This is a genomic window from Pseudoxanthomonas sp. 22568 (assembly GCF_052044485.1).
Lineage (GTDB): Bacteria > Pseudomonadota > Gammaproteobacteria > Xanthomonadales > Xanthomonadaceae > Pseudoxanthomonas_A > Pseudoxanthomonas_A beigongshangi.
The window spans coordinates 103,257-127,600 of record NZ_JBQENC010000006.1 but is presented as its reverse complement, the minus strand read 5'-3'; the positions used below and the strand labels follow the sequence as shown (position 1 = coordinate 127,600).

Sequence of the window (24,344 nt, the reverse complement as noted above, 5' to 3'; positions counted from 1 at the left end):
GCGTGCGTTTGCCTTCGCGTCCATGCGAAGCCCGGCCCCGGAGTTCCTGATGTTGCTGTCGTTCCAGGCCCTGCTGGTCTCCACCGGCACGGTCGCGCTCGCCGAGATCGGCGATAAGACCCAACTGCTCGCCCTGTTGCTGGCCGCGCGCTACCGCAAGCCCTGGCCGATCGCCTGGGGCATTCTCGCCGCCACCCTGGTCAACCACGCCATCTCCGCCTGGCTGGGAGCCGAACTGACCCGCTGGCTGTCGCCGGACGTGCTGCGCTGGGGCGTGGCCGCGAGCTTCCTGGCGGTCGCGCTGTGGACGCTCAAGCCGGACAAGCTGGACGAGGAAGAAGAGAAACTGCCGGCCTACGGCGCCTTCGTGGCGACCACGGTCGCGTTCTTCCTGGCCGAAATCGGCGACAAGACCCAGGTGGCGACGGTGCTGCTGGGCACCCGCTACGACCCGCTGTGGCAGGTCATCGCCGGCACCACCCTGGGCATGCTGGTGGCCAACCTGCCGGTGGTGTGGCTGGGCCACCGGTTCGCCGACCGGCTGCCGTTGAAGCTGGCGCGCACGGTCGCGGCGCTGGTGTTCCTGGGCCTGGCCGGGTGGGTGGCCTGCTTCGGGGTCGGCTGAGCCCCGCTGGAGCGCGATTCAGGCAGGCCGGCTCGCCCGGCCTGCTAGACTGCCCGCCTTTGAACGACGCGTAGTGGTCTGGGGGATTGCATGGTGGAAGCTCTGGGGCGGATCGGCTTCGGCCTGTTCGGCCTGGTGGTACTGATCGGTATCGCCTGGCTGTTCTCGAACAATCGCCGCGCCGTCGACTGGCGGCTGGTGGTCACCGGCATCCTGCTCCAGATTGGCTTCGCCGCCATCGTCCTGCTGGTGCCCGGCGGCCGCGACGTGTTCGACTGGCTCGGCCAGGGCTTCGTGAAGGTGCTGAGCTTCGTCAACGAGGGCTCCAACTTCATCTTCGGCGGCCTGATGGACACCTCCAAGGTGGGCTTCATCTTCGCCTTCCAGGTCCTGCCCACCATCATCTTCTTCTCCGCGCTGATGGGCGTGCTGTATCACCTGGGCGTGATGCAGGCGGTGGTGCGGGCGATGGCCTGGGCCATCACCAAGGTGATGAACGTGTCCGGCGCCGAAACCACCAGCGTGTGCGCCAGCGTGTTCATCGGCCAGACCGAGGCGCCGCTGACCGTGCGCCCGTACATCCCCCGGATGACCGAGTCCGAACTGATCACCATGATGATCGGCGGCATGGCCCACATCGCCGGCGGCGTGCTGGCGGCCTACGTGGGCATGCTCGGCGGCAGCGATCCGGTGCAGCAGGCGTTCTACGCCAAGCACCTGCTGGCGGCCTCGATCATGGCCGCGCCCGCCACCCTGGTCGTGGCCAAGCTGCTGATTCCGGAAACCGGCACGCCGCTGACCCGCGGCACGGTGAAGATGGAAGTGGAGAAGACCACCAGCAACGTCATCGATGCAGCCGCGGCCGGTGCCGGCGACGGCCTGCGCCTGGCGCTGAACATCGGCGCGATGCTGCTGGCCTTCATCGCCCTGATCGCGCTGCTCAACGCCCCGCTGACCTGGCTGGGCGAAATCAGCGGCCTGCAGGCGATGCTGGGCAAGCCGACCAGCCTGTCCACCCTGCTGGGTTACCTGCTGGCGCCGATCGCCTGGGTGATCGGTACGCCGTGGGCGGACGCGACCACCGTGGGTTCGCTGATTGGCCAGAAGGTCGTGATCAACGAATTCGTCGCCTACACCGAACTGGCCAAGGTCGTGAACGGACAAGTGCCGGGCATGATGCTGAGCGACGAAGGCCGCCTGATCGCGACCTATGCGCTGTGCGGCTTCGCCAACTTCAGCTCGATCGCGATCCAGATCGGCGGCATCGGCGGCCTCGCGCCGGGGCGCCGCGCCGACCTGGCCCGCTTCGGCCTGCGCGCGGTGCTGGGCGGTTCCATCGCCACCTTCATGACCGCGACGATCGCCGGCGTGCTGACCCACTTCGGCTGATCGCCGCCTTCCGCTACCACACCGCCGGAGACGATGTGCTCCGGCGGGCAACCGCCCCGCCCGGAAAAAGCTGACCACCTCCATGCCCAGCGTCACCCTCGTCGGTTCCTTCAATGTCGATCACGTCTGGCGCTGCGATCAGCTGCCGGCGCCCGGCGCCACCATCGCCGGCCGCTACGACACCGGCCCCGGCGGCAAGGGCTTCAACCAGGCCATCGCCTCGGTGCGCGCCGGCGCGGACACGCGTTTCGTCTGTGCGCTGGGCGATGACGCCGGCGGACAACTGGCGCGCGGCCTGGCCGCGGACAACGGCGTGACGCTGATCGCGCAGGCATCGGCCGAACCGACCGGCACCGCCGGCATCTACGTCGATGCGATGGGACGCAACACCATCGTGATTGGCGCCGGCGCCAACGCGGATCTGTCGGTCGATTTCGTCGAGACGCAACGCGACGCGATCACCGGCGCCGGCGCGCTGCTGGTGCAACTGGAATCACCGCTGGACAGCGTGCTGGCCGCGCTGCGCGCCGCGCGCGGGCACGGGGTGCCCACGCTGCTCAATCCCGCCCCGGCCAACTCCGCGACCACCGTCGAGCTGCTGTCGCTGGCCGACGTGCTGACGCCCAACGAAACCGAGTTCGCCGCCCTGCTCGCCCGCCATGTCGGCGAACGGGTGGCGCCGGAGGATGTGGCCGCGCTGGACGGCCAGCGCCTGCACGCGCTGTGCCGGGAAGTGCTGCCGCGCGGGACGGTGGTCATCACCCTCGGCGCCACCGGCGTGTTCGTCTCGCACGCCGAGGAGCAGCAACGCGGCGATGCCAGGATGTTCTATCGGCATCCGGCCGAGTCGGTGACCGCGATCGACACCACCGGCGCGGGCGATGCCTTCAACGGCGCGCTGGCCGCGTCGCTGGTGCATGCACCGGACGCCGCGTTCGCCGAGCACGTGCGCTTCGCCAACCGTTATGCCGCGTTGTCGACCGAACGCGCAGGAGCGGCATTGGCGATGCCCACGCGGGCGGACGTGCAGGCGCGCTTCGGCGACTGATTCGTACCGCGGCGGCGGCGGCCACGGCTGTCACGCCTGTCCATTCCGGGTTTCGGCCAGCCAGCGCCAGAAGCGATCATCGGATTGGCGATCATGCAGGCTGGCGATCCGCCTGACGATGATCGATGCGGTCGCCGGGACGTCCAGATCCAGATCGCGTTCGACGTGGGCGCGGAACCGCAGCGGCGCCAGATAGTCTTCCGCCAGGCCATAGCCCATGGCATAGGCTTCGGCCGGCGCCATCGCGAAATAGTCCGGCGCCGACAGTTCCGGATAGCCCAGGGCCAGCAGGCGCAGCAGGTGCACCGGATCGTCGGCCAGTTCGCACAACAGCGCCGGCCCTTCGGGCGCGCCGACATGGACCAGCCGCTGGTGGCCCTGGTCGTCCAGCCACAGGCCGGCGCGGGAACCATCCAAGCCGGTATCGACGAACAGCACCAGGCGGTCGTTGACCCGCGGATGCTCGCTGCGCGTCCAGGCCCGGGTATCGTCCCTCGCGGGTATCCTCAGCGTCACCCGCGAGGACCCCGGTTCCTGGCCGGGATACAGGCGCGCGACCTGCCCGCTTCTTTCGCCGCCGACAAAGCCATTCGCGTCCAGCCAGTCCAGCGCCTGCCAAAGCAGGGGCGGCAGTGGATTGGTCACCGGAAAGGCTGCGGCGACACGCTCGGCGAAACCGCTCCCGCGCTTCATGCGGGACTCCCGAAGGCGGGCGCGGGGTCGTTGAGGTGTCCGTCCGGGGTCTCGCCCAGTTGTTCGACCAAACCAGCCAACTGACCGACGAAGCCACCCTCCTCCTGCTCCAGGGCCAACCGGCGGGCCGCGGGTAGCATGGTCAGCGCGACCGCCCTGACCCGGCCGCGCGGCGAGGGGAACGCGGCAGGCACGGTCGCCGCGCGCACGCCAACCAGGACGGTCACCAACCCGCTGGCGGAACGCCAGGCATCGGGCAGGCCCGCCACCCTCATCTGCAGACTGAAGGCGCCCTGCTCGCGCAGCAGCGACAGGAAACGACCGTGGGCCACCGCGTTCTGGCTGACCTGGTGGACCAGATCGAACAACCAGGAGGTCCCCGGTTCGGCCAGCGCGCCGCGCGCTTCGGCGTAGACCTCGATCCCCAGACCGGGCGTCGTCGAGCCCGCGCCGGCGGCGTCCAACGGATTGCCAGGATCGAAGGGGTCGAAAGGATCGGAAAGCCCATCGCTGAAGATCAGCGTGGTATCGGGACGCTGGATCACCCGCCAGGCCTGGCGCAGCGCCGGCCAGATCGGACCGCGGGTGAAGACAGGGTGCCGGGGCGGTGGCAGTGGATACGGCCTGACGTTGCCCAGGCCGGTGAAGAAGGCCTGGCGCGCCCCCGCCATCGCGGTCAGCGCGGTTTCGTTGAGCCTGGGCTCCTGCGCGGTGGCAAATGGCGAGGCAGGGTTCTGGGGCGCCCTGGGGGCGGCCGGTGGAAGCGATCCGGCCCCATCGGAGGCCGTGCTCGGTTCTATGTTCCAGCTGTTCATGGGATGGCGAGGACTCCGGGCGATGCGCCGGGGATTCCCCTCCCGGCGCGCCTCGGGACAAGACCATGCCGGCCGCCCCGGGGACCATCGGAAAGCTCCTAAAAGCCAGGACGCCGCGCCATTCCGGAAGCCGGCCCGCGCTCGTACCGATAACGTTTCTCATTTACAATGCCGCCGATTTCACTCCACCCCCATCCCATGCATTCCCATCGTCCCCATCTGCTGGCGGCCGCCCTGCTGGCCGCCCTCCCCGCCCTTGCGCACGCCCAGGCCGGCGCCACCGACGCGCCGGTCGAACTGGACCGCGTCAGCGTCTCGGCCAGCACCAGCCGCATCCCCGACTCCGCCGCCGCGCTGCCCAACACCATCACCGTGATCGACAAGGTCCAGCTCGACCAGCAACTGGCGCTGACCCAGGACCTGTCGCAGGTGCTGGCCAACCTGATCCCCTCGTTCACGCCCTCGCGGCAGAAGCTGACCAACGCCGGCGAGAACCTGCGCGGCCGCAAGCCGCTGTACCTGGTGGACGGCGTGCCGCAGTCCACCCCGCTGCGCGAAGGCGGCCGTGACGGCCACACCATCGATCCGGCGATGATCGAACGCATCGAAGTCATCCATGGCGCCAACGCGATGCAGGGCCTGGGCGCTTCCGGCGGCATCATCAACATCATCACCAAGCGCGCGCCGCGCAAGGACGGCGATCGCTTCCACGATGTTTCCGTGGGCGCCAGCACCGCGCTGCCGCACGAGAGCGACAGCACCGGCTACCGCGCTTCCTACGTGTTCGGCATGCGCGAGGGCGCGTTCGATTTCGTCGGCGGTGCCTCCTACGCCAGCGAAGGGCTGTACTACGACGGCGACGGCCGCGCGATCGCGGTCAACGACGTGCAGGGCGATCTGATGGACGCGCGCAGCCACAACCTGTTCGCCAAGGCCGGCTGGAACATCGACGAGAACCGTCGCCTGCAGCTCAGCGCCAACCGCTACGAGCTGGTGGGCAACAACGACTACGTGACGGTGAACGGCAACCCGGCCACCGGCCAGCTGGCGACCTCGGTGCGTGGCAGCAAGCCCGGCGAGGGCACCCGCAACCTGTCCACCTCGCTGAGCGTGGACTACACCGACAAGGACCTGGCCGGCGGCTACCTGCAGGCGCAGCTTTACTGGGTGGACTTCAAGGGCCGCTACGGCAGCACCGACTGGGAAGACTTCTGGGGCGACGGCCGCGACCCGCACTGGTTCGATCAGTCGCAGAACCTGTCCGAGAAACTGGGCGGCAAGTTCAGCTGGTCGCGCGGCAACCTGTTCGACCAGAACCTGCGCGTGACCCTGGGCCTGGACATCGCCCGCGACAAGACCCAACAGGAACTGGTGCGCGCGCGCATGGCCTGGGTGCCGGAGACCATCTACGAATCGTGGTCGCCGTTCGTGCAGGCCGAATGGTGGATGACCGAATCGCTGATGCTCACCGCCGGCCTGCGCCACGAGCGCGGCAAGCTGAAGGTGGACGACTACCTGACCGTTCCGGATCAGCGCACCAACCCGCCGGGCGTCCGCGGCACCCGCTACTTCGTCGAGGGCGGCGAACCGGAAACCCGGGAGACCATGCCCAACGCCGGCATCGTCTGGGAAGTCACCGACACGCTGAAGCTTTACGCCTCGTACTCCGAGGGCTACACCGTCGCCGACATCGGCCGCGTCCTGCGCGGCATCACCGCACCCGACCAGCGTGTCGCCAACCTCGTCGATCTACAGCCGGTCATCGCCGACAACCAGGAAATCGGCCTGGATTACGACAACGGCCGCTGGCTGGTGCACCTGGCGGCGTACTGGTCCGATTCGGACCTCGGCGCGCGCCTGAACTACGACACCGCCACCCGCACCTACAAGGTCGCGCGCGAGCGCACCGAGATCAAGGGCATCGACGGCAGCGTCGCCTACCAGGCCGAGAACGGCATGCGCGCCGGCGTCGCGTACGCACGCAGCGAAGGCCGCTACGACAGCGATCGCGACAACCGGGTGGACAGCGACCTGCCGGGCGTGAACGTCAGCCCCGACCGCTGGACCGCGTTCTGGGAAGTGCCGGTGACACCGTCGGCGGATCTGCGCCTGCAGGCCAGCCGCTCGCAGGATCGCAGCTTCGATTTCCGCGGTGTCACCAATCCCAACACCCGCTTCAACGGCTACACCACCGTGGATCTGCTCAGCCGCTTCCGCCTGCCGGTCGGCACGCTCAGCGTCGGCATCGAGAACCTGTTCAACGAGCAGTACGTGACCTACTACTCGCAGAGCACGCCGCGCGAGGACACTTATGTCGCCGGGCGTGGACGGGTGCTGTCGCTGAGCTGGTCGCACCGGTTCTGAACGGCCACTCCTGAACGGCTACCGCCACAACGCCCCGCATGCCGCACCGCCAGGCCACATCCGCTTCCACGCCGCCACGCCATCGCGTGCGCGGCGTGCTGAAGTGGGTGCACCTTTGGCTGGGGCTGATTGTCGGCACGGTGTTCGCGCTGGTCGCGCTGAGCGGCACCGTGCTGACCTTCCAGCGGGAAATCCTGCTCGCCCAGCATCCGGAATGGACCCGGCGACCGCTGCCGGACGCGGACACGCAGGCGCAGGCGTTCACCCGCCTGCTGGCCGAATGGCAGCCGCGCGGCCTGCGCTCGGCGGACATTCCCACCGCGCGCCTGCCGGTCTGGCAGGCGTATTTCCCGGACGGCGAACGCCGCTATTTTGATCCGGCCAGCGGCGAACTGCTGCTGATCCGCAACGCCGACAACGATCCTGTGCTGTGGCTGCGCGAACTGCACACCCACCTGCTGTACGGCGAAACCGGCGAGGATCTGCTCGGCATCTGCGGGCTGATCGCGATCTTCCTGCTGTTGTCCGGCCTGTACCTGTGGTGGCCGCGCCAGGGCGCGCTGGCCGCCAGCCTGCGCTGGCACGCCGGCCCACCGACCCGGCGCTGGCTGAGCTGGCACCGCAGCACCGGCGCGGTGCTGTTGCCGCTGCTGCTGCTGGCGACGGTGACCGGCGTGGCGATCGTCTATCACGACGCGGTCCGGCCGGCGCTGCGCTGGAGCTTCGACGACGGTCCCGAGGTGGTGTCGCCACTGCCGATGGCGCCGCGCGAAGCCGACGTCGACTGGGCCGCGATCCTGCGCGCCGCGCAGGCGGCGGTGAAAGGCGGCGAACTGCGGCGCATTTCACCGCCGGACGACCAGGACGCCCTGGTCACCATCCGCTACCGGGCCATCGGCGAATGGCATCCAAACGGGCGCAGCCAGGTCTGGCTGGATCCCTACGCCGCCCGCGTCGTCCAGGTCCACACCGCCACCCGCCAGGGCGCGGGCGCACGCATCGACGAGGCCATGTATCCGCTGCACGGCGGCTTCATCGGCGGCTGGCCGTGGCAATGGGCGGTGGCGGCGTCCGGCCTGCTGCCGCCATTCTTCCTGGTCACCGGCTTCCTGTTCTGGCGCGCGCGCCGTCGCCGTACCGTCACGGATCCTTAAGACGCCACGGCTAAGCTCGCCAGGCCACCCGTTTCCAAGGAGGACTCCATGGCAGGCAAGTTCGTGATCGGCAAGCGCAGCAACGGCGATTTCCAGTTCAACCTGAAGGCCGGCAACGGCCAGGTCATCCTGAGCAGCCAGGGCTACGCCGACAAGGCCGGCTGCAAGAACGGCATCGACTCCGTGAAGAAGAACAGCACCGACGACGCCCGCTACGAGCGCAAGGTGTCCAGCAATAACAAGTTCTTCTTCAACCTGCTGGCCGGCAACGGCCAGGTCATCGGCACCAGCGAGATGTACGAATCCGAATCCAGCCGCGACAACGGCATCGCATCGGTGAAGAGCAACGCCCCGGATGCCGAGGTGGTCGACGAGACCGCCTGATGTCCTTCCGCGCGGCCCGGTCCACCACCGGCCGCGCCTTCCCGTTCCTTCGTTTCCATCGGCAACCAATCGCCGCGCTTCCGCGGCGCGCGCCCGATCCGGCACGCTGACCGTCCGCGCCGCGCGCGCGGCGTCTGCTGCGACCTTCCGTCGCATTGCCCCTCCTCCCGCGCCTCGTCCAGGATCGGGTCCCGACTCCGGAGATTCGCATGGAAGGCAATATCGCGCTGTTGTTGGCCGCGGCGGGCACGGCGCTCGCGGCGCTGCTGCATATCGGCTGCATCGCGTTCGGTCCCGCCTGGTACGACGCCCTGGGGGCCGGCGAACGGATGGTCCGCTGGTCGCGCGAACGCCGATGGCGGCCGACGGTCATCACCGGCGCGATCACGCTCGTTCTGGGGGTCTGGACGCTGTACGCGCTGGCCGGCGCGGGAATGCTTCCCGCCCTGCCGGCCACCCGCTTCATCCTGCCCGCGATCACCGCCGTCCTGCTGTTGCGCGGAATCGCGGGCGTGGCCATCGCCGCGCTTCGGCCCGGCTACAACGGTGTCCGCTTCTGGATCGTCAGTTCGGTCGCCTGCCTGGGACTCGGCGGGTTCTATCTTGCCGGCACCCTGCAGGCCTGGCCCAGCCTGTAGGTACACGTTCCCGCGCGTCCGCCGCACTACAATGCGCGCATGCAGATCGGTCCGCTCCGCATCGATACCCCGGTGATCCTGGCTCCCATGGCCGGGGTCACCGACAAGCCGTTCCGCCAGCTGTGCAAGCGGCTGGGCGCCGGACTGGCCGTGTCGGAAATGACCATCAGCGACTCGCGCTTCTGGAAGACCGACAAATCGCGCCGGCGCATGGACCACGACGGCGAGCCGGCGCCGATCAGCGTCCAGATCGCCGGCACCGAGCCGCGCCAGCTGGCCGAGGCCGCGCGCTACAACGTCGATCACGGCGCCCAGATCATCGATATCAACATGGGTTGCCCGGCCAAGAAGGTCTGCAACGCCTGGGCCGGCTCGGCGCTGATGCGCGACGAAGCGCTGGTGGCGCGGATCCTGGAAGCGGTGGTGGGCGCGGTCGAAGTACCGGTGACCCTGAAAATCCGCACCGGATGGGATTGCGACCACCGCAACGGGCCGGTGATCGCGCGCATCGCCGAGGCCAGCGGCATCGCCGCGCTGGCGGTGCACGGGCGCACCCGCGACCAGCACTACACCGGCCAGGCCGAGTACGACACCATCGCCGCGATCAAGGCCGAACTGCGCATCCCCGTGTTCGCCAACGGCGACGTCGACTCGCCGCACAAGGCCGTGGCCGTGCTGAAGGCCACCGGCGCCGACGCGGTGATGATTGGCCGTGCCGCGCAGGGCCGGCCGTGGATCTTCCGCGAGGTGGCGCATTTCCTGGCCACCGGCGACCTCCTGCCCGCACCCGCGCTGTCGGAAGTCCGTGACGTCCTGCTCGGCCACCTGCATGCGCTGCATGGGTTCTACGGCGAGGCGCAGGGCGTGCGCATCGCCCGCAAGCACCTGGGCTGGTATGCGAAGGATCGTCCCGAGAACACCGCCTTCCGCGCGGTGGTCAACCGCGCCGAAACCGCCGAAGCGCAGATCGCGCTGACCACCGATTACTTCGACGCCCTGATCGCGGGCGTCGTCCCGGAGCTGCCCGCCGCCGCCTGACCGGAGCCGTGCCATGAGCGAATCCCCGTCTCCCGCGTACCTGCACGGTTTCTCGCCGGTGGAGCAGGCCCGCCTGATGAAGCAGGCACGGCTGGCCGAATCCACCATCTTCAGCCGCATCGACTACACCGGCGTGCGGCGGGTGCTGGAAGTCGGCAGCGGAGTCGGCGCGCAGACCGAAATCCTGCTGCGGCGGTTCCCCGACATCCACGTGACCTGCGTGGACCTGAATTCGCTGCAACTGGAAGCCGCGCGCCGCAATCTGGCCCAGATGCCCTGGTGCCGCGAACGCTACGAGCTGCACCAGGCCGATGCCACCAACCTGCCGTTCGAACCACGCACCTTCGATGCCGCGTTCCTGTGCTGGGTACTGGAACACGTGCCCTCGCCGCAGCGGGTGCTCAACGAGGTGCGCCGCGTGCTCGCGCCCGGCTCGCCGGTCTACGTCACCGAGGTGATGAACTCCTCGTTCCTGCTGCATCCCTACTCGCCCAACGTTTGGCGCTACTGGATGGCGTTCAACGATTTCCAGTACGACAACGGCGGGGATCCGTTCGTCGGTGCCAAGCTCGGCAACCTGCTGCTGGCCGGCGGTTTCCGCGACGTGCAGACCGAGATCAAGACCTTCCATTTCGACAATCGCGAACCGGCGCGGCGCAAGACCATGATCGCGTTCTGGGAGGAATTGCTGCTGTCGGCGTCCGAGCAGTTGCTGGAGGCCGGCCGGGTCACCCCGGACGTCGTCGAAGGCATGCGCCGCGAGATGAACGATGTGCAGAACGATCCGAACGCGGTGTTCTTCTACGCGTTCGTGCAGGCCAGCGCCACGGTCTACTGACTATCCGTACCGCCGGACCGCTTCACTCACGGCGCCCCCGGGATCGCGGTCTCCGTCGGCGGTTCCTCCACGATGACGCTGCGCAGGGTGCGCGCATCGGCATGCCAGATGCGATGCCACATCGCCGCCAGCAGCGTCCGCAGCCCGCTCCAGCCGGATATCGGCGCCCGCCAGGGCTGCTGCACCGGCGGCATCGGCTGCCAGCGGCCCCCCTGCCGTCGCGCGACCTCGAAACTGAAGTTGTAGTCCGGCTCCAGTCCCATCCGCAGGTCCGACAGCACCAGCACGCCGTCGTCCCGTACCCGCGCGCGCATGAAGCCGCGGTTGAACCATTGCAGGCGTTGCACGGCGGGAATCCCGCGGGCTTCGGCCAGCGCCTGCACATTGGACGGATATCCGCGGAATGCCATCGCGCCGCGATCCGAAGCAATCGAATACTCCGCCTCCACATAGCCGGAAGGCGTCATCGCCACCACTCGCCACAGCAGCGTGTTGAACGGCATCGGCACGCTGAAGTACGGCGCATCGCCCAGCCCCATCGCCGCCAGCGAGCGTTCGGCGACCCGATCGATCTGGGCCTTGGCCAGCAGCGACCAGCCCAGGTAAGCGCTGCTCAGCACCAGTCCGGCCAGCAACGCACGCCGCGCGGCGGTCCGGTCGCGCCACCACCACGCCAGCACACAGGCGATCAGCAGCCAGATCGTATACAGCGGATCGATGATGAAGACGCTCGACCACATCGTGGGATGCGGTTGCAGCGGCCACCACAACTGGGTGCCGTAGACGGTGAACGCGTCCAGCAGCGGATGGGTGATCAGGGCCAGCTGGATCGCCCAGAACCAGCGCGCTGGCGCCTGCGCGACGCGGCCGTTGCGTCGCTTGCACAGCCACCAGATCAACCCGCCCACCCACGGCAGCACGAACAGCGAATGGCTGAAGCTGCGGTGCATGGTCATCAATGCCACCGGATCGTCGGTGAGCAGCAGGATGGGCAGGCTGTCGAGGTCGGGCAGCGTGCCCAGCGCGGCGCCGGCCAGCAAGGCGGCGCGACGGTGACCGGCGGGGGCGATGGCGGCGGCAACGGCCCCGCCAAGGACGATCTGGGAGAGGGAATCCATGCCGGGATGCTAGCAGTTGGCTGGCTGGGGGGCGGGTGAGGCGAACAGCAAATCCCCTCAATCCCCCTTTTTCAAAGGGGGAGGTAACTCCTCAATCAGTACAGGCGGCGCCCCTTCCGTGCCCCCTTTGAAAAAGGGGGCGGGCGGCCGCGCAGCGGACGACGGGGGATTTGCTTTCGCGCCAAGTTCCCCGCGTTCAAGCCGCCTTCGCTTCCGGTCGCTCCAGCGCCACCAGCCGCAGGCGCGGCGGGACTTCGCTCAGTACCTGGCCGGTATGCGACAGCAGACGCAGGGTGCCGTCGGCTTCCTCGCTGAGCGCGGTGAGGCTTTCCACCCAGTCGCCGTCGTTGGCGTACAGCAGGCCGTCGCGCTGGAACAGCGCGGCGCGGTGGATATGGCCGCACAGGATGCCGTCGAGTCCGCGCCGGCTCGCATCGTCCAGGCCGGCCTGCACGAAGCGGCCGATGTAGCGTTCGGCCGCGTCGCTCTGGCGCTTGAGGTATTCGGCCAGCGACCAGTAGCGCAGGCCCAGCCGGCGGCGGATGCGGTTGGTCAGGCGGTTGCCGGTGAGGATGCGGTAGTACAGCCAGTCGCCGAACTTCTCCTGCAGCCCGCCGAAATGGGTGATGCCGTCGTAGTCGTCGCCGTGGGTGACCAGCAGACGGCGGCCATCGGCGGTCACGTGGATGGCGCGGCGGCGCACCTGCATCGCCGGCAGCATCAGCCCGCAGAAACGGCGGATCGGACGGTCGTGGTTGCCGGGCACGTAGATCAGCTCGGTGCCGTTGCGCGCCAGCGCATGCAATTGTTCGATCACCCGATTGTGGGCGGCATCCCAGTTGGCGCGGCGTTGCGCCATCCACCACAAATCGACGATGTCGCCAACCAGATACAGGCGGCGGCAGCGCAGGGTCGCCAGGAAATCGGCGAACTCGGCGGCGTGGCAATGCTTGGAACCCAGATGGACATCGGAAACGAAGACCGCCCGCCGGATGCCCGCGTCGACGGCCTGCGGGCTCATGCCGGCACCGCCTCGACGGACGGCTGCAGATAGCGCGCCCGCTTCTTTGGCCGGATCCGATGCAGATCCACTTCGATCAAACCGTCGATGGAATCGCAGAAGGCCGGATCCACGCCGAAGGCGAGGAAGCGCGCGCCGCCGGGTTCGCACAGATCCGTGTATTGCTTGTACAGCATCGGCACGCTGGCGCCGAGCGCGTCCAGGTTGGCCTTGAGCACGCGGAACGCGGTATCGGCGTCCATCCCGCCGTAGCTCGGTGGCACGGCGGAATAGCGGAACGGATGCCGCGACACCGCATCGCGGCTGTCCACGCCGTAGTAGCGGGCGTAGTAGGAAACGATCTGCTCGCGCGCATCACGCGGCAGCGCCGCGCTCATCGACACCGCGCCGAACAGGTAGCGCACCCGCGGGTGCCGGCACAGGTAGGCGCCGATGCCCTGCCACAGATAGTCGATGCTGCGGCTGCCCCAGTACTCCGGGACGACGAAGCTGCGCCCCAGTTCCATGCCCTCGGCGATGCGCGGCAGCGCATCGTCGGCATAGCGGAACAGCGAGGCGGTATACAGGCCCTTCAGGCCGTGCTCGGCCAGCACCGGCGCGCCGCGCGCGATGCGGTAGGCGCCGGCGATCTTCCGCGCCTGTTCGTCCCACAGCACGATGTGCTCGTACCAGGCGTCGTAGGGATCCACGTCCAGGCGCTTGCCGGTGCCCTCGCCCACTTCGCGGAAGGTCAGCTCGCGCAGGCGGCCGATTTCGCGCAGCACCGGTGAATCCAGGGCCAGCCGGCCCACGCAGATGCGCTTGCCGTCGGTGGTGCGGCCCAGTCTTTCCAGCGCGTCGACCGCGACGGCCAGGCGTGCCGGCTCCACCGGCGGCACCAGCGGTTCCGGACTGACCGGTTCGTTGCGCTGCGCCTCGCGGCGACCCAGCGCGTACAGCGCGCGGCGTACCCGTTGCAGGGCGGTCTGGCTGTCCTCGTCGGCGGCGATGGTCATCGGCGTGCCGATTCGCAGGGCGATGCGGCGCTGGCTGCGCTTGAACATCTCGCGCGCCAGCAGGGCGGTACCGGCCGGCTTGAACAGCGCCGAGGCGCCATAGAAGAACGCGGAATTGCGCGCCTGCACCCGGATCGGCAGGACCGGCGTGCCGGTGCTGCGGGCGAACCGCAGGAAGCCGCGCCGCCAGCGGGTGTCGGTGATGCCGCGCGGTCCCAGCCGCGAGACCTCGCCGGCCGGGAACACGATGACGCACTGTTCCGCCTCCAGCGCCTGCTCGACCGCGCGGATGCTCTCCGGGCGGGGATTGCCGCCCAGGATGCGCACCGGCAGCAGCAGGCCGGACAGGTTGTCGATGCTGGTCAGCATGTCGTTGGCGACGATCCTCACGTCGCGGCGGATGCCGCCGACGAAGTCCAGCAGGGCCATCGCGTCCAGCGCGCCGGAGGGATGGTTGGCGACGATCAGCAGGCGCCCGGTCGCCGGCACCCGCGCGCGCTCGGCCGCATCGACCGAGTAGCGCAGGTTGAGGAAGTCGATGGCCGCCTGCAGGAAGGCGAAGTCGCGCAGATGGGCGTGCTCGGCCAGGAAGGCGTAGGCCTGGTCCAGCCGCGACCAGCGGCCCAGGGTACGCAGCAGCGGCCGGGTCAGGCCGGCGCGACGGCCACGGAACCAGTGGGGGTAGCGTTCGGCAATCTGCTGTTCCAGCGGGCGCATGGTCGCTCGGATCCGGCCGGGGTCGGCGGGTTTCGCCGCGCAGCCTGCGCCCGCCGCGCGACAGCCCGATGGCAGCGGCGTGGCGGTTGCATGACAGCCCGGGACGGCCCTGGCTTAACGCAAGGAACATCCTGAACGGCGCAGAATGCACGCACCGCCCGGCGCGTGTATCATTCGCGCCCATCTTTTCATCCGAATACAGGGATATAAGCCCGATGTCCAACTACCTGTTCACGTCCGAATCGGTCTCCGAAGGCCATCCGGACAAGATCGCCGACCAGATTTCCGACGCCGTGCTGGACGCCATCCTGGCCCAGGACAAGCGCGCTCGCGTGGCTTGCGAAACGCTGGTCAAGACCGGCGTGGCCATCGTGGCCGGCGAGATCACCACCTCGGCGTGGATCGATCTGGAAGCGCTGACCCGCAAGGTGATCCTGGACATCGGCTATGACAGCAGCGACGTCGGCTTCGACGGCGCCACCTGCGGTGTGCTCAACCTGATCGGCAAGCAGTCCCCGGACATCAACCAGGGCGTCGACCGCAAGAAGCCGGAAGAACAGGGCGCGGGCGACCAGGGCCTGATGTTCGGCTACGCCACCAACGAGACCGACAGCTACATGCCGGCGGCGATCCACCTGTCGCACCGCCTGGTCGAGCAGCAGGCCAAGGTCCGCAAGAAGAAGAACTCGCCGCTGCCGTGGCTGCGCCCGGACGCCAAGAGCCAGGTCACCCTGCGCTACGAAAACGGCAAGGCCGTGGCGATCGACGCGGTGGTGCTGTCCACCCAGCATGATCCGGACGTCAAGCAGAAGGATCTGGTCGAGGCCGTGCGCGAGCACATCCTCAAGCCGGTGCTGCCGGCCAAGTGGCTGCACAAGGGCACCAAGTTCCACATCAACCCGACCGGCAAGTTCGTCATCGGCGGCCCGGTGGGCGACTGCGGCCTGACCGGCCGCAAGATCATCGTCGACACCTACGGCGGCTGGGCCCGCCACGGTGGCGGCGCGTTCTCGGGCAAGGATCCATCCAAGGTGGATCGCTCCGCCGCCTACGCCGCGCGCTACGTCGCCAAGAACGTGGTCGCCGCCGGCCTGGCCGATCGCTGCGAGGTGCAGGTCTCCTACGCCATCGGCGTGGCCGAGCCGACCTCGATCTCGGTGACCACCTTCGGCACCGGCAAGATCAGCGACGACAAGATCGAGAAGCTGATCCGCAAGCACTTCGATCTGCGTCCGTACGGCATCATCCAGATGCTGGACCTGATCCACCCGATGTACCAGGCCACCGCGTCCTACGGCCACTTCGGCCGCAAGCCGCACGAGATCAGCTACCTCGACGGCGCCGGCAAGAAGCAGACCGGCACCGCGTTCTCGTGGGAAAAGACCGATCGCGCCGAAGCCCTGCGCAAGGACGCCGGCCTGAAGTAAGCCGGCACGCGCGAACGCCTCCGGAAAGACCCCGCTTCGGCGGGGTTTTTCTTTTCCGGTCCCGCGCCTCGCGTGAGCGGAAGGATGACGCTGACCGGTCCGGACCCCGCATTTCGTCTATTCTCCCTGCCATGGGGAAATCATCCGAACGACGACCGATTGCCGCGCGCGGCAGCGGCTGGGCGCGCGCATCGAGCGCGGCGCTGGCGCGCTCACGGGTCACGCCCAACCAGATCTCGGTGCTCAGCATCTTTTTCGCGGCGGTCGGCGCGGCGATGCTGGCATGGGTGCCCTCCACGGCCGGCCTGCTGCTGTGCGCGGCCTGCGTGCAGTTGCGCCTGCTGTGCAACCTGCTGGACGGCATGGTCGCGATGGAAGGCGGCAAGCAGACCCCCACCGGCGCGCTGTACAACGAGTTTCCCGATCGCATCGCCGATTCGCTGCTGATCGTCAGCCTGGGTTACGCCGCCGGCCTGCCCTGGCTGGGCTGGCTGGGCGCGCTGCTGGCCGCGCTCACCGCCTACGTGCGGGTGTCCGGCGGCAGCCTCGGGCTGGCCCAGGATTTCCGCGGACCGATGGCCAAGCAGCACCGCATGGCCGTGATCACCCTGGCCTGCCTGCTCGCCGTCGCCGAACGCCATTCGACCGGCACGGCGTGGGTGCTGCCCGCGGCCGCGTGGATCATCGCCATCGGTTCGCTGCTGACCTGCGTCACCCGCACCCGCGCGATCGCCGCACAGTTGCGTGGGAACACCTGAGATGGGTTCGCGCCTGCTCGCCGGCCTGGCCCATCTGTTCTTCGGCGCGTATCCGCGCTGGCAGGGCTCGCGGCCGGAGCCGCGCCAGCGGATCTATTTCGCCAACCACGCCAGCCATATCGACACGGTGGCGCTGTGGGCCGCGTTGCCGCCGGCGCTGCGCGCGCGCACGCGTCCGGTCGCCGCGCGCGACTATTGGGGCCATGGGCCGCGGCGCTGGCTGGCCCGGCATGGCTTCAACGCGGTGCTGATCGATCGCCAGCGCGCCACGCCCGATCAGGATCTGCTGGAGCCGTTGTATCAGGCGCTGGATGCCGGCGATTCGCTGATCCTGTTCCCGGAAGGCACGCGCAACCACGACATCCATCCGCAGGCGTTCAAGTCCGGTCTGTTCCATCTGGCGCGGCGCTATCCGCAGGCGGAGTTCATCGCGGTGTACCTGGACAACGCGCGGCGCTGCCTGCCCAAGGGCAGTTTGGTGCCGGTGCCGCTGGTGTGCACGGTGCGTTTCGGCGCGCCGGTCGCGCTGCGGCCGGACGAGGAGAAAGACGCTTTCCTGGAACGCGCCCGCGCGGCGGTGGTGGCGCTGGCATGAACCTGATTCCCTCCGACCTGCCGGTAGGCGGTTTCCTGCAGGCCGCCATCGCCCGCGCGCCGCAGACGTTCTGGGGTGTGATGGGCGGGATCGGCGCGTTGTTGCTGCTGGCCAGCCTGATCGGCTGGGTGCTGCACCTGCGCAAGCCCGGCCCGGTGATCGACAACCTCAACGCGCGCATCCGCGCGTGGTGGGTGATGGCGGCGGTGCTGGCCACCTGCTTCCTGCTGGGCAAGGTGGCGACGCTGCTCCTGTTCGGCATGCTGTCGTTCCTCGCCCTGCGCGAGTTCATCAGCCTGACCCCGACCCGACGCGGCGATCACCTGGCGCTGTGCCTGTGCTTCTACGTCGCCATCCCGTTGCAGTACTGGCTGATCGGGATCGACTGGTACGGGCTGTTCGTGGTGTGCATCCCGGTGTACGGCTTCCTGTTGCTGCCGGCGGTGTCGGCGCTGTCCGGCGACACCGAGGATTTCCTCGCCCGCAGCGCCAAGGTGCAGTGGGGCCTGATGCTGGCGGTGTACTGCCTCAGCCACGCGCCGGCGCTGCTGCTGCTGCGCATCCCCGGCTACGAGGGCCAGAACCTGATGCTGCTGCTGTACCTGCTGCTGGTGGTGCAGCTGAGTGACGTGCTGCAGTACGTGTTCGGCAAGTTGTTCGGCCGGCACCTGCTGGCGCCGCAGGTCAGTCCGTCCAAGACGGTGGAAGGGCTGGTTGGCGGGGGCCTGGCCGCCGCGGGGGTGGGCGCGGCGCTGTGGTGGATCACCCCGTTCACCCCGCTGCAATCCGGCCTGCTGTCGCTGTTGATCGTGCTGTGCGGCTTCCTCGGCGGCCTGGCGCTGTCGGCGGTCAAGCGCAGCCTGGGAGCCAAGGACTGGGGCGAGATGATCGAGGGCCACGGAGGCATGCTGGACCGACTGGACTCGGTGGTGTTCGCCGCGCCGATCTTCTTCCACGTGGTCCGCTACGGATTCGGGTAGAGCGGAGCTTGNTTGCCACAAGAGCGGCGGAGCAAGCTCCGCTCTACCGGGGGACCTTGGGAACAGCGGAGCAAGCTCCGCTCTACGCGGGTGGCCTTGGGGTAGCGGAGCAAGCTCCGCTCTACGGCCGGGCGGCGGTGGGGTACGGCCGGGTACAATGGCGGCATGTCCCTTCTGCAATTCCAGCGGGTCGACTTCAGCGTCGGCGGTCCGCTCCTTCTCGAACACGTCGATCTGTCCATCGAAGCCGGCGAGCGCGTCTGCATCGTTGGCCGCAACGGCGCTGGCAAGTCCACCCTGATGCGGCTGATGGCCGGCGAAATCCGGCCCGACGACGGCGAAATCCGGATCCAGGGCGGCGTGGTGGTCGCGCGCATGGCCCAGGAAGTCCCGCAGGACACCGCCGGCAGCGTGTTCGACGTGGTCGCCCAGGGCCTGGGCGACCTGGGGGCGCTGCTGGCGCGCTACCACCATGCCGTGGCCGAGGGCGACATGGCCGCGATGGGCGAGGCGCAGGCGCAGATCGAGGCCCGCCACGGCTGGGATCTGGATCGCCGCGTGCAGCAGGTGCTGGCCCGGCTGGAACTGCCGGAGGACGCCGATTTCGCCGCCCTGTCCGGCGGCATGAAGCGGCGCGTGCTGCTGGCCCAGGCGCTGGTGCGCAAGCCGGACATCCTGTTGCTGGACGAACCGACCAACCATCTGGACATCGAGGCGATCGCCTGGCTGGAAGGCTTCCTCAGGCAGTTCGAGGGCAGCCTGGTGTTCGTCACCCACGATCGCAGCTTCCTGCGCGCGCTGGCCACCCGCATCGTCGAGATCGATCGTGGCCAGCTGACCAGTTGGCCGGGCGACTACGACAATTACCTGCGCCGGCGCGAGGAACGCCTGCACGCCGAAGCGCAGGAGAACGCGCGCTTCGACAAGCTGCTGGCGCAGGAGGAAGTCTGGATCCGCCAGGGCATCAAGGCCCGCCGCACCCGCAACGAAGGCCGCGTCACCGCGCTCAAGGCGATGCGCCGCGAGCGCGCCCAGCGGCGCGATCTGTCCGGCAACGTCAGGATGGAAGCCGCCGCCGCGCAGGCCTCCGGACGCAAAGTCATCGAGGCCACCGACGTGACCCAGGCCTATGACGGCCGCGTCCTGCTGGATCGCGTGTCCACCACCATCATGCGCGGCGACCGGGTCGGCATCATCGGTCCCAACGGCGCCGGCAAGTCGACCCTGCTGAAGATCCTGCTCGGCGAACTGGTCCCGCAGCAGGGCGAGGTCAAGCTGGGTACCGGCCTGCAGATCGCCTACTTCGATCAGCACCGCAGCCAGCTGGACGAATCGCTCAACGCGCTGGAGAACGTCGCCGAGGGGCGCGACTTCGTCGAGATCAACGGCAGCCGCAAGCACATCATCGGCTACCTGCAGGACTTCCTGTTCTCGCCCGAACGCGCGCGCGCGCCGATCACCCGGCTGTCCGGCGGCGAACGCAACCGGCTGCTGCTGGCCAAGCTGTTCGCCCAGCCGTCGAACCTGCTGGTGATGGACGAACCGACCAACGATCTGGACGTGGAAACCCTGGAACTGCTGGAAGAGCTGCTGCTCGACTACAAGGGCACGCTGCTGCTGGTCAGCCACGATCGCGACTTCCTCGACAACGTGGTCACCAGCACCCTGGTGCTGGAGGGCGAAGGCCGCCTCGGCGACTACGTGGGCGGCTACACCGACTGGCTGCGGCAACGTCCGGAACCCGTCGTGATGGCGCCCGACCGGCCGGCGACGGCCGCGCCGGCAACGGCCGCGACTCCCGCCGCGGTGGCCAAGCGCAAGCTCAGCTACAAGGACGCGCGCGAGCTGGAACAGTTGCCTGGACGCATCGAAGCGCTGGAGGCGGATATCGCCGGCCGCACCGCGGCGATGAACGAGCCGGCCTACTACCAGCAGGATCCCGCCAGCCTCCAGCGCGCCAACGAACAACTGGCCGCGCTCCAGCAGGAACTGGAACTGGCCTACCAGCGCTGGGCCGAACTGGACGCCTGATCCCCCGCGTCTTCCTCCCCGCGCCACGGCTCTTGACCATCGCGCGGGCGCGCGCGATGTTGCGCCATGCCGACCGCTCACCCTTTCTCCGCCCTGCTCACCGACGATGGCCTGAGCCTGCAGCCGCGCGACTGGCCGTTGCCGCGGCCGCGCGCACGCCTGCTGCTGGTGCATGGCCTGGGCGAGCATTCGGGCCGCTACGCGCGGCTGGCGGAGGAATTGAACGCGGCCGGCATCGCGGTGCGCGCCTACGATCACCGTGGACACGGCCGCTCGGAAGGCCCACAGGGCGGCGTGGACGAACTGGCGCGGTTGCCACGCGACACGATGGCGGCGTTCCATGCCTATGCCGCCGAGGCCGACGACCTGCCGTTCCTGTTCGGCCACAGCCTGGGCGGGCTGGTGGCCATGTACGCGGTGTTGCTGATGGACCTGGCGCCGCGTGGCCTGATCGCCTCATCGCCCGCGCTGGCGACCCATGCCGGCGGCGCGCAGCGGGCGTTGGCACGCACGCTGTCCGGCTGGTGGCCGGGGCTGACGCTGCGCACGGGCCTGGCCGCGAGCCGGCTTTCGCACGATCCCCATATCGAGCGCGAGTATCTGGAGGATCCGCTCAACCATTCGCGCATCAGCGCGCGGCTGGCGCATTTCATCTTCACCGGCGGTCCCCGCGTGATCGCGCGGGCCGCCAGCCTGAAAACGCCCACGCTGCTGCAGTTCGCGGCCGACGACCATCTGGTTGATCCGGCCGGCGCCCGCGCCTTCGCCGCCGCCGCGCCCCAGCGCAAGCTGCAGGCACACGAATACCTGCGCCTGTACCACGAGATCTACAACGAGGCCGATCCCGAACGCAGCCGCGTGGTCGCGGATCTGCTGCGCTGGCTGGACCTGCAACTGGACAAGCCCAAGCGCGGCAGCCAGCCCTGACGGCGGAGTCCGCCGGGATGATTCGCCATCCCGGCGCAGGCCTCAACCGGTGTTCTGCACGCCCTGCGATACGCCGTTGATGCTCGCCACCAGTGCGCGCAACAGGGTGTCGTCCTCGCGCCCGGTCTCGCGCCAGCGCCGCAGCAGATCCGCCTGCAGCACGCTGATCGGATCGATGTAGGGATTGCGCAGGCGGATCGACAGCGCCAGTCGCTGATCGTGCTGCAGCAGCCATTCGTCGCCGGTCAGGCGCAGGACCCAGTGCAGGGTCAGCGCATGCTCGCGCTGGATGTGCGGGAAGAACTCCTCGTGCAGGTCGCCGGCCATCCGCGAGAACATCCCGGCGATGCTCAGATCGCCCTTGGCCAGCACCATCGAGATGTCGTCGAGGAAGGTGCGGAAGAACGGCCAGTCGCGCGCCATCTCCAGCACCGCGTCCTCGCCATGCGCATCCACCGCCGCCTGCAGCCCGCTGCCGACGCCGAACCAGCCGGGAATCACCGCGCGCGCCTGGCTCCAGGCGAATACCCACGGAATCGCGCGCAGGTTGCCCAGCGCCGCATCCTGGCCGAGCCGGCGCGAGGGCCGCGAACCCAGCGTCATCCGTTCGATCACGTCGATCGGCGTGGCGCTGCGGAAATAGTCCATGAAACGCGGCGCGCCGACGAACCCGCGATAGACCTCGCTGCTATGGCCCGCGACGGTGTCCATGATGTCCCGCCAGCCCGGTTCGCGCGGCTCCAGCGGACGCGGGCGCAACGAGGAGGCCAGCACCGCGCCGACCGATTGTTCCAGCGAGCGCAGCGCCAGCGCGCGGATGCCGTACTTGCGATGGATGACCTCGCCCTGCTCGGTCACCCGCAGGCGGCCATCGACGCTGCCGCGCGGCGACGCGTCGACCGCGCGGGTGGTCTTGCCGCCGCCGCGGCTGATCGAACCGCCGCGGCCATGGAAGAAGGTCAGCTTGATGCCGAGTTCATTGGCGGTCTGCAGCAATTCGACCTGCCCGCGCTGCAATCCCCAGCGCGAGGCGGCGATGCCGCCGTCCTTGCCGCTGTCGGAATAGCCAAGCATCACCATCTGCACGTTGCCGCGCGCGGCCAGGTGCGCGCGGTACACCGGATCGGCCATCAGGTCGCGCAGGGTCTCCGGGCCGTGGCGCAGATCGTCCACGGTTTCGAACAGCGGCGCGATGTCCAGCGGCACGTTGCCATCGTCGTCGACCAGCCCGCCGCGACGCGCCAGCGCCAGCACGGTGAGCACGTCGGCGCGGTTGTGCGCCATGCTGATGATGTAGGCGCCCAGCGCGTCGGTGCCATGCCGGCGGCGCGCATCGCCCAATGCGGCGAACACCGCGTCCAGGCGTGGATTGCCCTCGTCCTCCGACGCCGGCAGCACCTGCTCGCCGCTGGCATAAGGTGCCAGCAGCGCACCGCGCTCGACCGCGTCGCGCGATTCCCATTCCGAATCCGCCAGCGCCGCCGCGACCGCGCGCGCGTGCACGCTGGATTCCTGGCGCACGTCCAGCCGCGCCAGGTGGAAGCCGAAGCTGCGGATGCGCCAGGCCAGCCGGCGCACCGCGAACCAGCCGGCGTGGATGCCGCGGTTGTCTTCCAGGCTGCGCAGGATCAGATCCACGTCGGCGGCGAGTTCATCGGGCCCCGGGTAACCCTGCGGCAGATCTTCCAGCGTCGCCTGCAACCGCGCCCGCATCAGATCGTTTAGCAGGCGATACGGCATGTCGCCGTGGCGCGGGCGCGACTGCGCGGCGGCCTTCGGCAGCAGTTCGCGGTATTCGTCCACGCGCGCCAGCACCTCGGCCGACACGCCGACCAGCGAACTCGACTGGCTGAGCAGCGTGGTGAGCTGGCGCAGTTCCTTGATATAGCGGCGCAAGATCACCGCGCGCTGCGCGTTGAGCGTCGCGGTGACGGTGCCGGCGTCGACATTCGGATTGCCGTCCATGTCGCCGCCGACCCAGGTGCCGAAGCGCAGCAACCGGGGCAGATGGCGGGTGATCGCCGGATGTTCGCCGTAGACCTGGGTGATCGCGCTTTCCAGCGTTTCGTACAGCACCGGCATCACCCGGTACAGCACTTCGATCAGGTAGAAGCCGACATGCTCGCGCTCGTCCTCGACGCCGGGACGCACCGGCGAGGAGTCGGCGGTCTGCCAGGCCGAGGTCAGCGCCATCCGGAAACGCGCGGTGTCGGTGGCCTGTTCGCCAGGCGTGCGGGTGCCGTCCAGCCCGTTGACCAGGCTGGCGACCATCAGTTGTTCCTTCTCCAGCAGCGCACGCCGGACCGCCTCGGTGGGATGCGCGGTGAACACCGGCTCGATGTCGATGCGCGGCAGCCATTGCGCGAGTTCGTCGATGCCCACGCCCTGCGCCTTCAGTCGCAGCAGCACGTCCTGCAGGCCTTCCGGTTGCGGCTTGCTGCTGTCGGTGCGCTGGTAATCGCGGCGGCGGCGGATGCGGTGCACGCGCTCGGCGATGTTGACCACCTGGAAGTACGCGCTGAACGCGCGGATCAGGCCTTCCGCCTGCGTGGGTTTCAGCCCGGCCAGCAATCCCGCCAGCGACTGTGGCGGCGCGTCGCTCTGGCGGCGCGCGATCGCGGTGGTGCGCACGCGTTCGACTTCATCCAGGAACGCGGGCGATACCTGTTCGGCCAGCATGTCGCCGACCAGCGCGCCAAGCCGGCGCACGTCTTCACGAAGCGGTACATCGGGTGGAGCGAACTCGAGACTGCGGGGCGAATTCATCGAGGCGGCAAACCGGACGTCGG

The 24,344-nt window shown here is 69.0% G+C and carries 21 protein-coding genes; 15 read left to right on the top strand and 6 right to left on the bottom strand.

Translation table 11 applies throughout. The features are described from left to right. Positions 1–49: 49 nt before the first annotated feature. The 3 genes from ACTJI2_RS09655 to ACTJI2_RS09645 all read left to right on the top strand — a co-directional run bounded on the left by ACTJI2_RS09655 (position 50) and on the right by ACTJI2_RS09645 (position 3,062). Entirely contained in the window at positions 50–625 is a 576-nt protein-coding gene (locus ACTJI2_RS09655) for a TMEM165/GDT1 family protein (protein ID WP_440841953.1), read from the top strand. A gap of 90 nt (positions 626–715) precedes the next feature. Continuing rightward, positions 716–2,014, top strand: coding sequence for a NupC/NupG family nucleoside CNT transporter (locus tag ACTJI2_RS09650; RefSeq protein ID WP_440841952.1), 1,299 nt, complete (start codon positions 716–718; stop codon positions 2,012–2,014). Between the two features lie 82 nt (positions 2,015–2,096). Next, positions 2,097–3,062 carry a ribokinase gene (locus tag ACTJI2_RS09645; protein WP_440841951.1) on the top strand — a complete coding sequence of 322 codons (966 nt, stop codon included), beginning with the start codon at positions 2,097–2,099 and terminating at the stop codon, positions 3,060–3,062. 30 nt (positions 3,063–3,092) lie between these two features. Here ACTJI2_RS09645 and ACTJI2_RS09640 read toward each other — a convergent pair whose 3' ends face one another. Next, the gene (locus ACTJI2_RS09640) at positions 3,093–3,755 is read right to left on the bottom strand and encodes a hypothetical protein (protein WP_440841950.1); all 663 of its coding nucleotides are present in this window, start codon (positions 3,753–3,755) and stop codon (positions 3,093–3,095) included. Next, positions 3,752–4,570, bottom strand: coding sequence for a hypothetical protein (locus ACTJI2_RS09635; RefSeq protein WP_440841949.1), 819 nt, complete (start codon positions 4,568–4,570; stop codon positions 3,752–3,754). Before ACTJI2_RS09635 ends, ACTJI2_RS09640 begins: the two co-directional genes overlap by 4 nt. 198 nt (positions 4,571–4,768) lie before the next feature. Here ACTJI2_RS09635 and ACTJI2_RS09630 point away from each other — a divergent pair, with 198 nt between their 5' ends. The 6 genes from ACTJI2_RS09630 (at position 4,769) to ACTJI2_RS09605 (ending at position 10,986) form a co-directional block, all read left to right on the top strand. Continuing rightward, positions 4,769–6,934, top strand: coding sequence for a TonB-dependent receptor (locus tag ACTJI2_RS09630; RefSeq protein ID WP_440841948.1), 2,166 nt, complete (start codon positions 4,769–4,771; stop codon positions 6,932–6,934). A 38-nt stretch (positions 6,935–6,972) separates the two neighbouring features. Then, positions 6,973–8,088, top strand: a complete 1,116-nt coding sequence (locus tag ACTJI2_RS09625) for a PepSY-associated TM helix domain-containing protein (protein WP_440841947.1) — start codon at positions 6,973–6,975, stop codon at positions 8,086–8,088. A 48-nt stretch (positions 8,089–8,136) separates the two neighbouring features. Further along, positions 8,137–8,472, top strand: coding sequence for a YegP family protein (locus ACTJI2_RS09620; protein WP_440841945.1), 336 nt, complete (start codon positions 8,137–8,139; stop codon positions 8,470–8,472). 209 nt (positions 8,473–8,681) lie between these two features. Further along, a complete protein-coding gene (locus ACTJI2_RS09615; protein WP_440841944.1) occupies positions 8,682–9,110 on the top strand; it encodes a hypothetical protein in 429 nt (142 codons plus the stop codon). Between the two features lie 39 nt (positions 9,111–9,149). Next, positions 9,150–10,148 carry a tRNA dihydrouridine synthase DusB gene (gene dusB / locus ACTJI2_RS09610; protein ID WP_440841943.1) on the top strand — a complete coding sequence of 333 codons (999 nt, stop codon included), beginning with the start codon at positions 9,150–9,152 and terminating at the stop codon, positions 10,146–10,148. 13 nt (positions 10,149–10,161) lie between these two features. Next, positions 10,162–10,986, top strand: coding sequence for a class I SAM-dependent methyltransferase (locus ACTJI2_RS09605; RefSeq protein WP_141453905.1), 825 nt, complete (start codon positions 10,162–10,164; stop codon positions 10,984–10,986). A 26-nt stretch (positions 10,987–11,012) separates the two neighbouring features. Here the strand turns inward: ACTJI2_RS09605 and ACTJI2_RS09600 are convergent, their stop codons facing one another. From ACTJI2_RS09600 to ACTJI2_RS09590, 3 genes are all read right to left on the bottom strand, one after another. After that, entirely contained in the window at positions 11,013–12,104 is a 1,092-nt protein-coding gene (locus ACTJI2_RS09600; RefSeq protein ID WP_440841942.1) for a metal-dependent hydrolase, read from the bottom strand. A 196-nt stretch (positions 12,105–12,300) separates the two neighbouring features. After that, positions 12,301–13,125: a UDP-2,3-diacylglucosamine diphosphatase gene (locus ACTJI2_RS09595; RefSeq protein WP_192197324.1), complete on the bottom strand. Its 825-nt coding sequence runs from the start codon at positions 13,123–13,125 to the stop codon at positions 12,301–12,303. Then, on the bottom strand, positions 13,122–14,837 hold the full coding sequence (locus tag ACTJI2_RS09590) for a GNAT family N-acyltransferase (RefSeq protein ID WP_440841940.1): 1,716 nt from the start codon (positions 14,835–14,837) through the stop codon (positions 13,122–13,124). Before ACTJI2_RS09590 ends, ACTJI2_RS09595 begins: the two co-directional genes overlap by 4 nt. A 215-nt stretch (positions 14,838–15,052) precedes the next feature. On the opposite strand from ACTJI2_RS09590, the gene metK reads away from it, so the two are divergent. From metK to ACTJI2_RS09560, 6 genes are all read left to right on the top strand, one after another. After that, positions 15,053–16,264 carry a methionine adenosyltransferase gene (gene metK / locus ACTJI2_RS09585; RefSeq protein ID WP_183644102.1) on the top strand — a complete coding sequence of 404 codons (1,212 nt, stop codon included), beginning with the start codon at positions 15,053–15,055 and terminating at the stop codon, positions 16,262–16,264. A 131-nt stretch (positions 16,265–16,395) separates the two neighbouring features. Then, positions 16,396–17,022: a CDP-alcohol phosphatidyltransferase family protein gene (locus ACTJI2_RS09580; protein WP_440841939.1), complete on the top strand. Its 627-nt coding sequence runs from the start codon at positions 16,396–16,398 to the stop codon at positions 17,020–17,022. Position 17,023: 1 nt separating this feature from the next. Next, positions 17,024–17,617 carry a lysophospholipid acyltransferase family protein gene (locus tag ACTJI2_RS09575; RefSeq protein WP_440841938.1) on the top strand — a complete coding sequence of 198 codons (594 nt, stop codon included), beginning with the start codon at positions 17,024–17,026 and terminating at the stop codon, positions 17,615–17,617. Between the two features lie 80 nt (positions 17,618–17,697). Beyond that, complete coding sequence (locus tag ACTJI2_RS09570) at positions 17,698–18,597, top strand: phosphatidate cytidylyltransferase (protein ID WP_440842046.1); 900 nt, start codon at positions 17,698–17,700, stop codon at positions 18,595–18,597. A gap of 165 nt (positions 18,598–18,762) precedes the next feature. Continuing rightward, positions 18,763–20,628, top strand: coding sequence for an ATP-binding cassette domain-containing protein (locus ACTJI2_RS09565; protein WP_440841937.1), 1,866 nt, complete (start codon positions 18,763–18,765; stop codon positions 20,626–20,628). A gap of 66 nt (positions 20,629–20,694) precedes the next feature. After that, positions 20,695–21,555 (top strand): lysophospholipase, encoded by an 861-nt coding sequence (locus ACTJI2_RS09560; protein WP_440841936.1) that lies wholly within the window; start codon positions 20,695–20,697, stop codon positions 21,553–21,555. A gap of 42 nt (positions 21,556–21,597) precedes the next feature. Here ACTJI2_RS09560 and ppc read toward each other — a convergent pair whose 3' ends face one another. Next, a complete protein-coding gene (gene ppc, locus ACTJI2_RS09555; protein ID WP_440841935.1) occupies positions 21,598–24,321 on the bottom strand; it encodes a phosphoenolpyruvate carboxylase in 2,724 nt (907 codons plus the stop codon). Positions 24,322–24,344 lie beyond the last annotated feature (23 nt).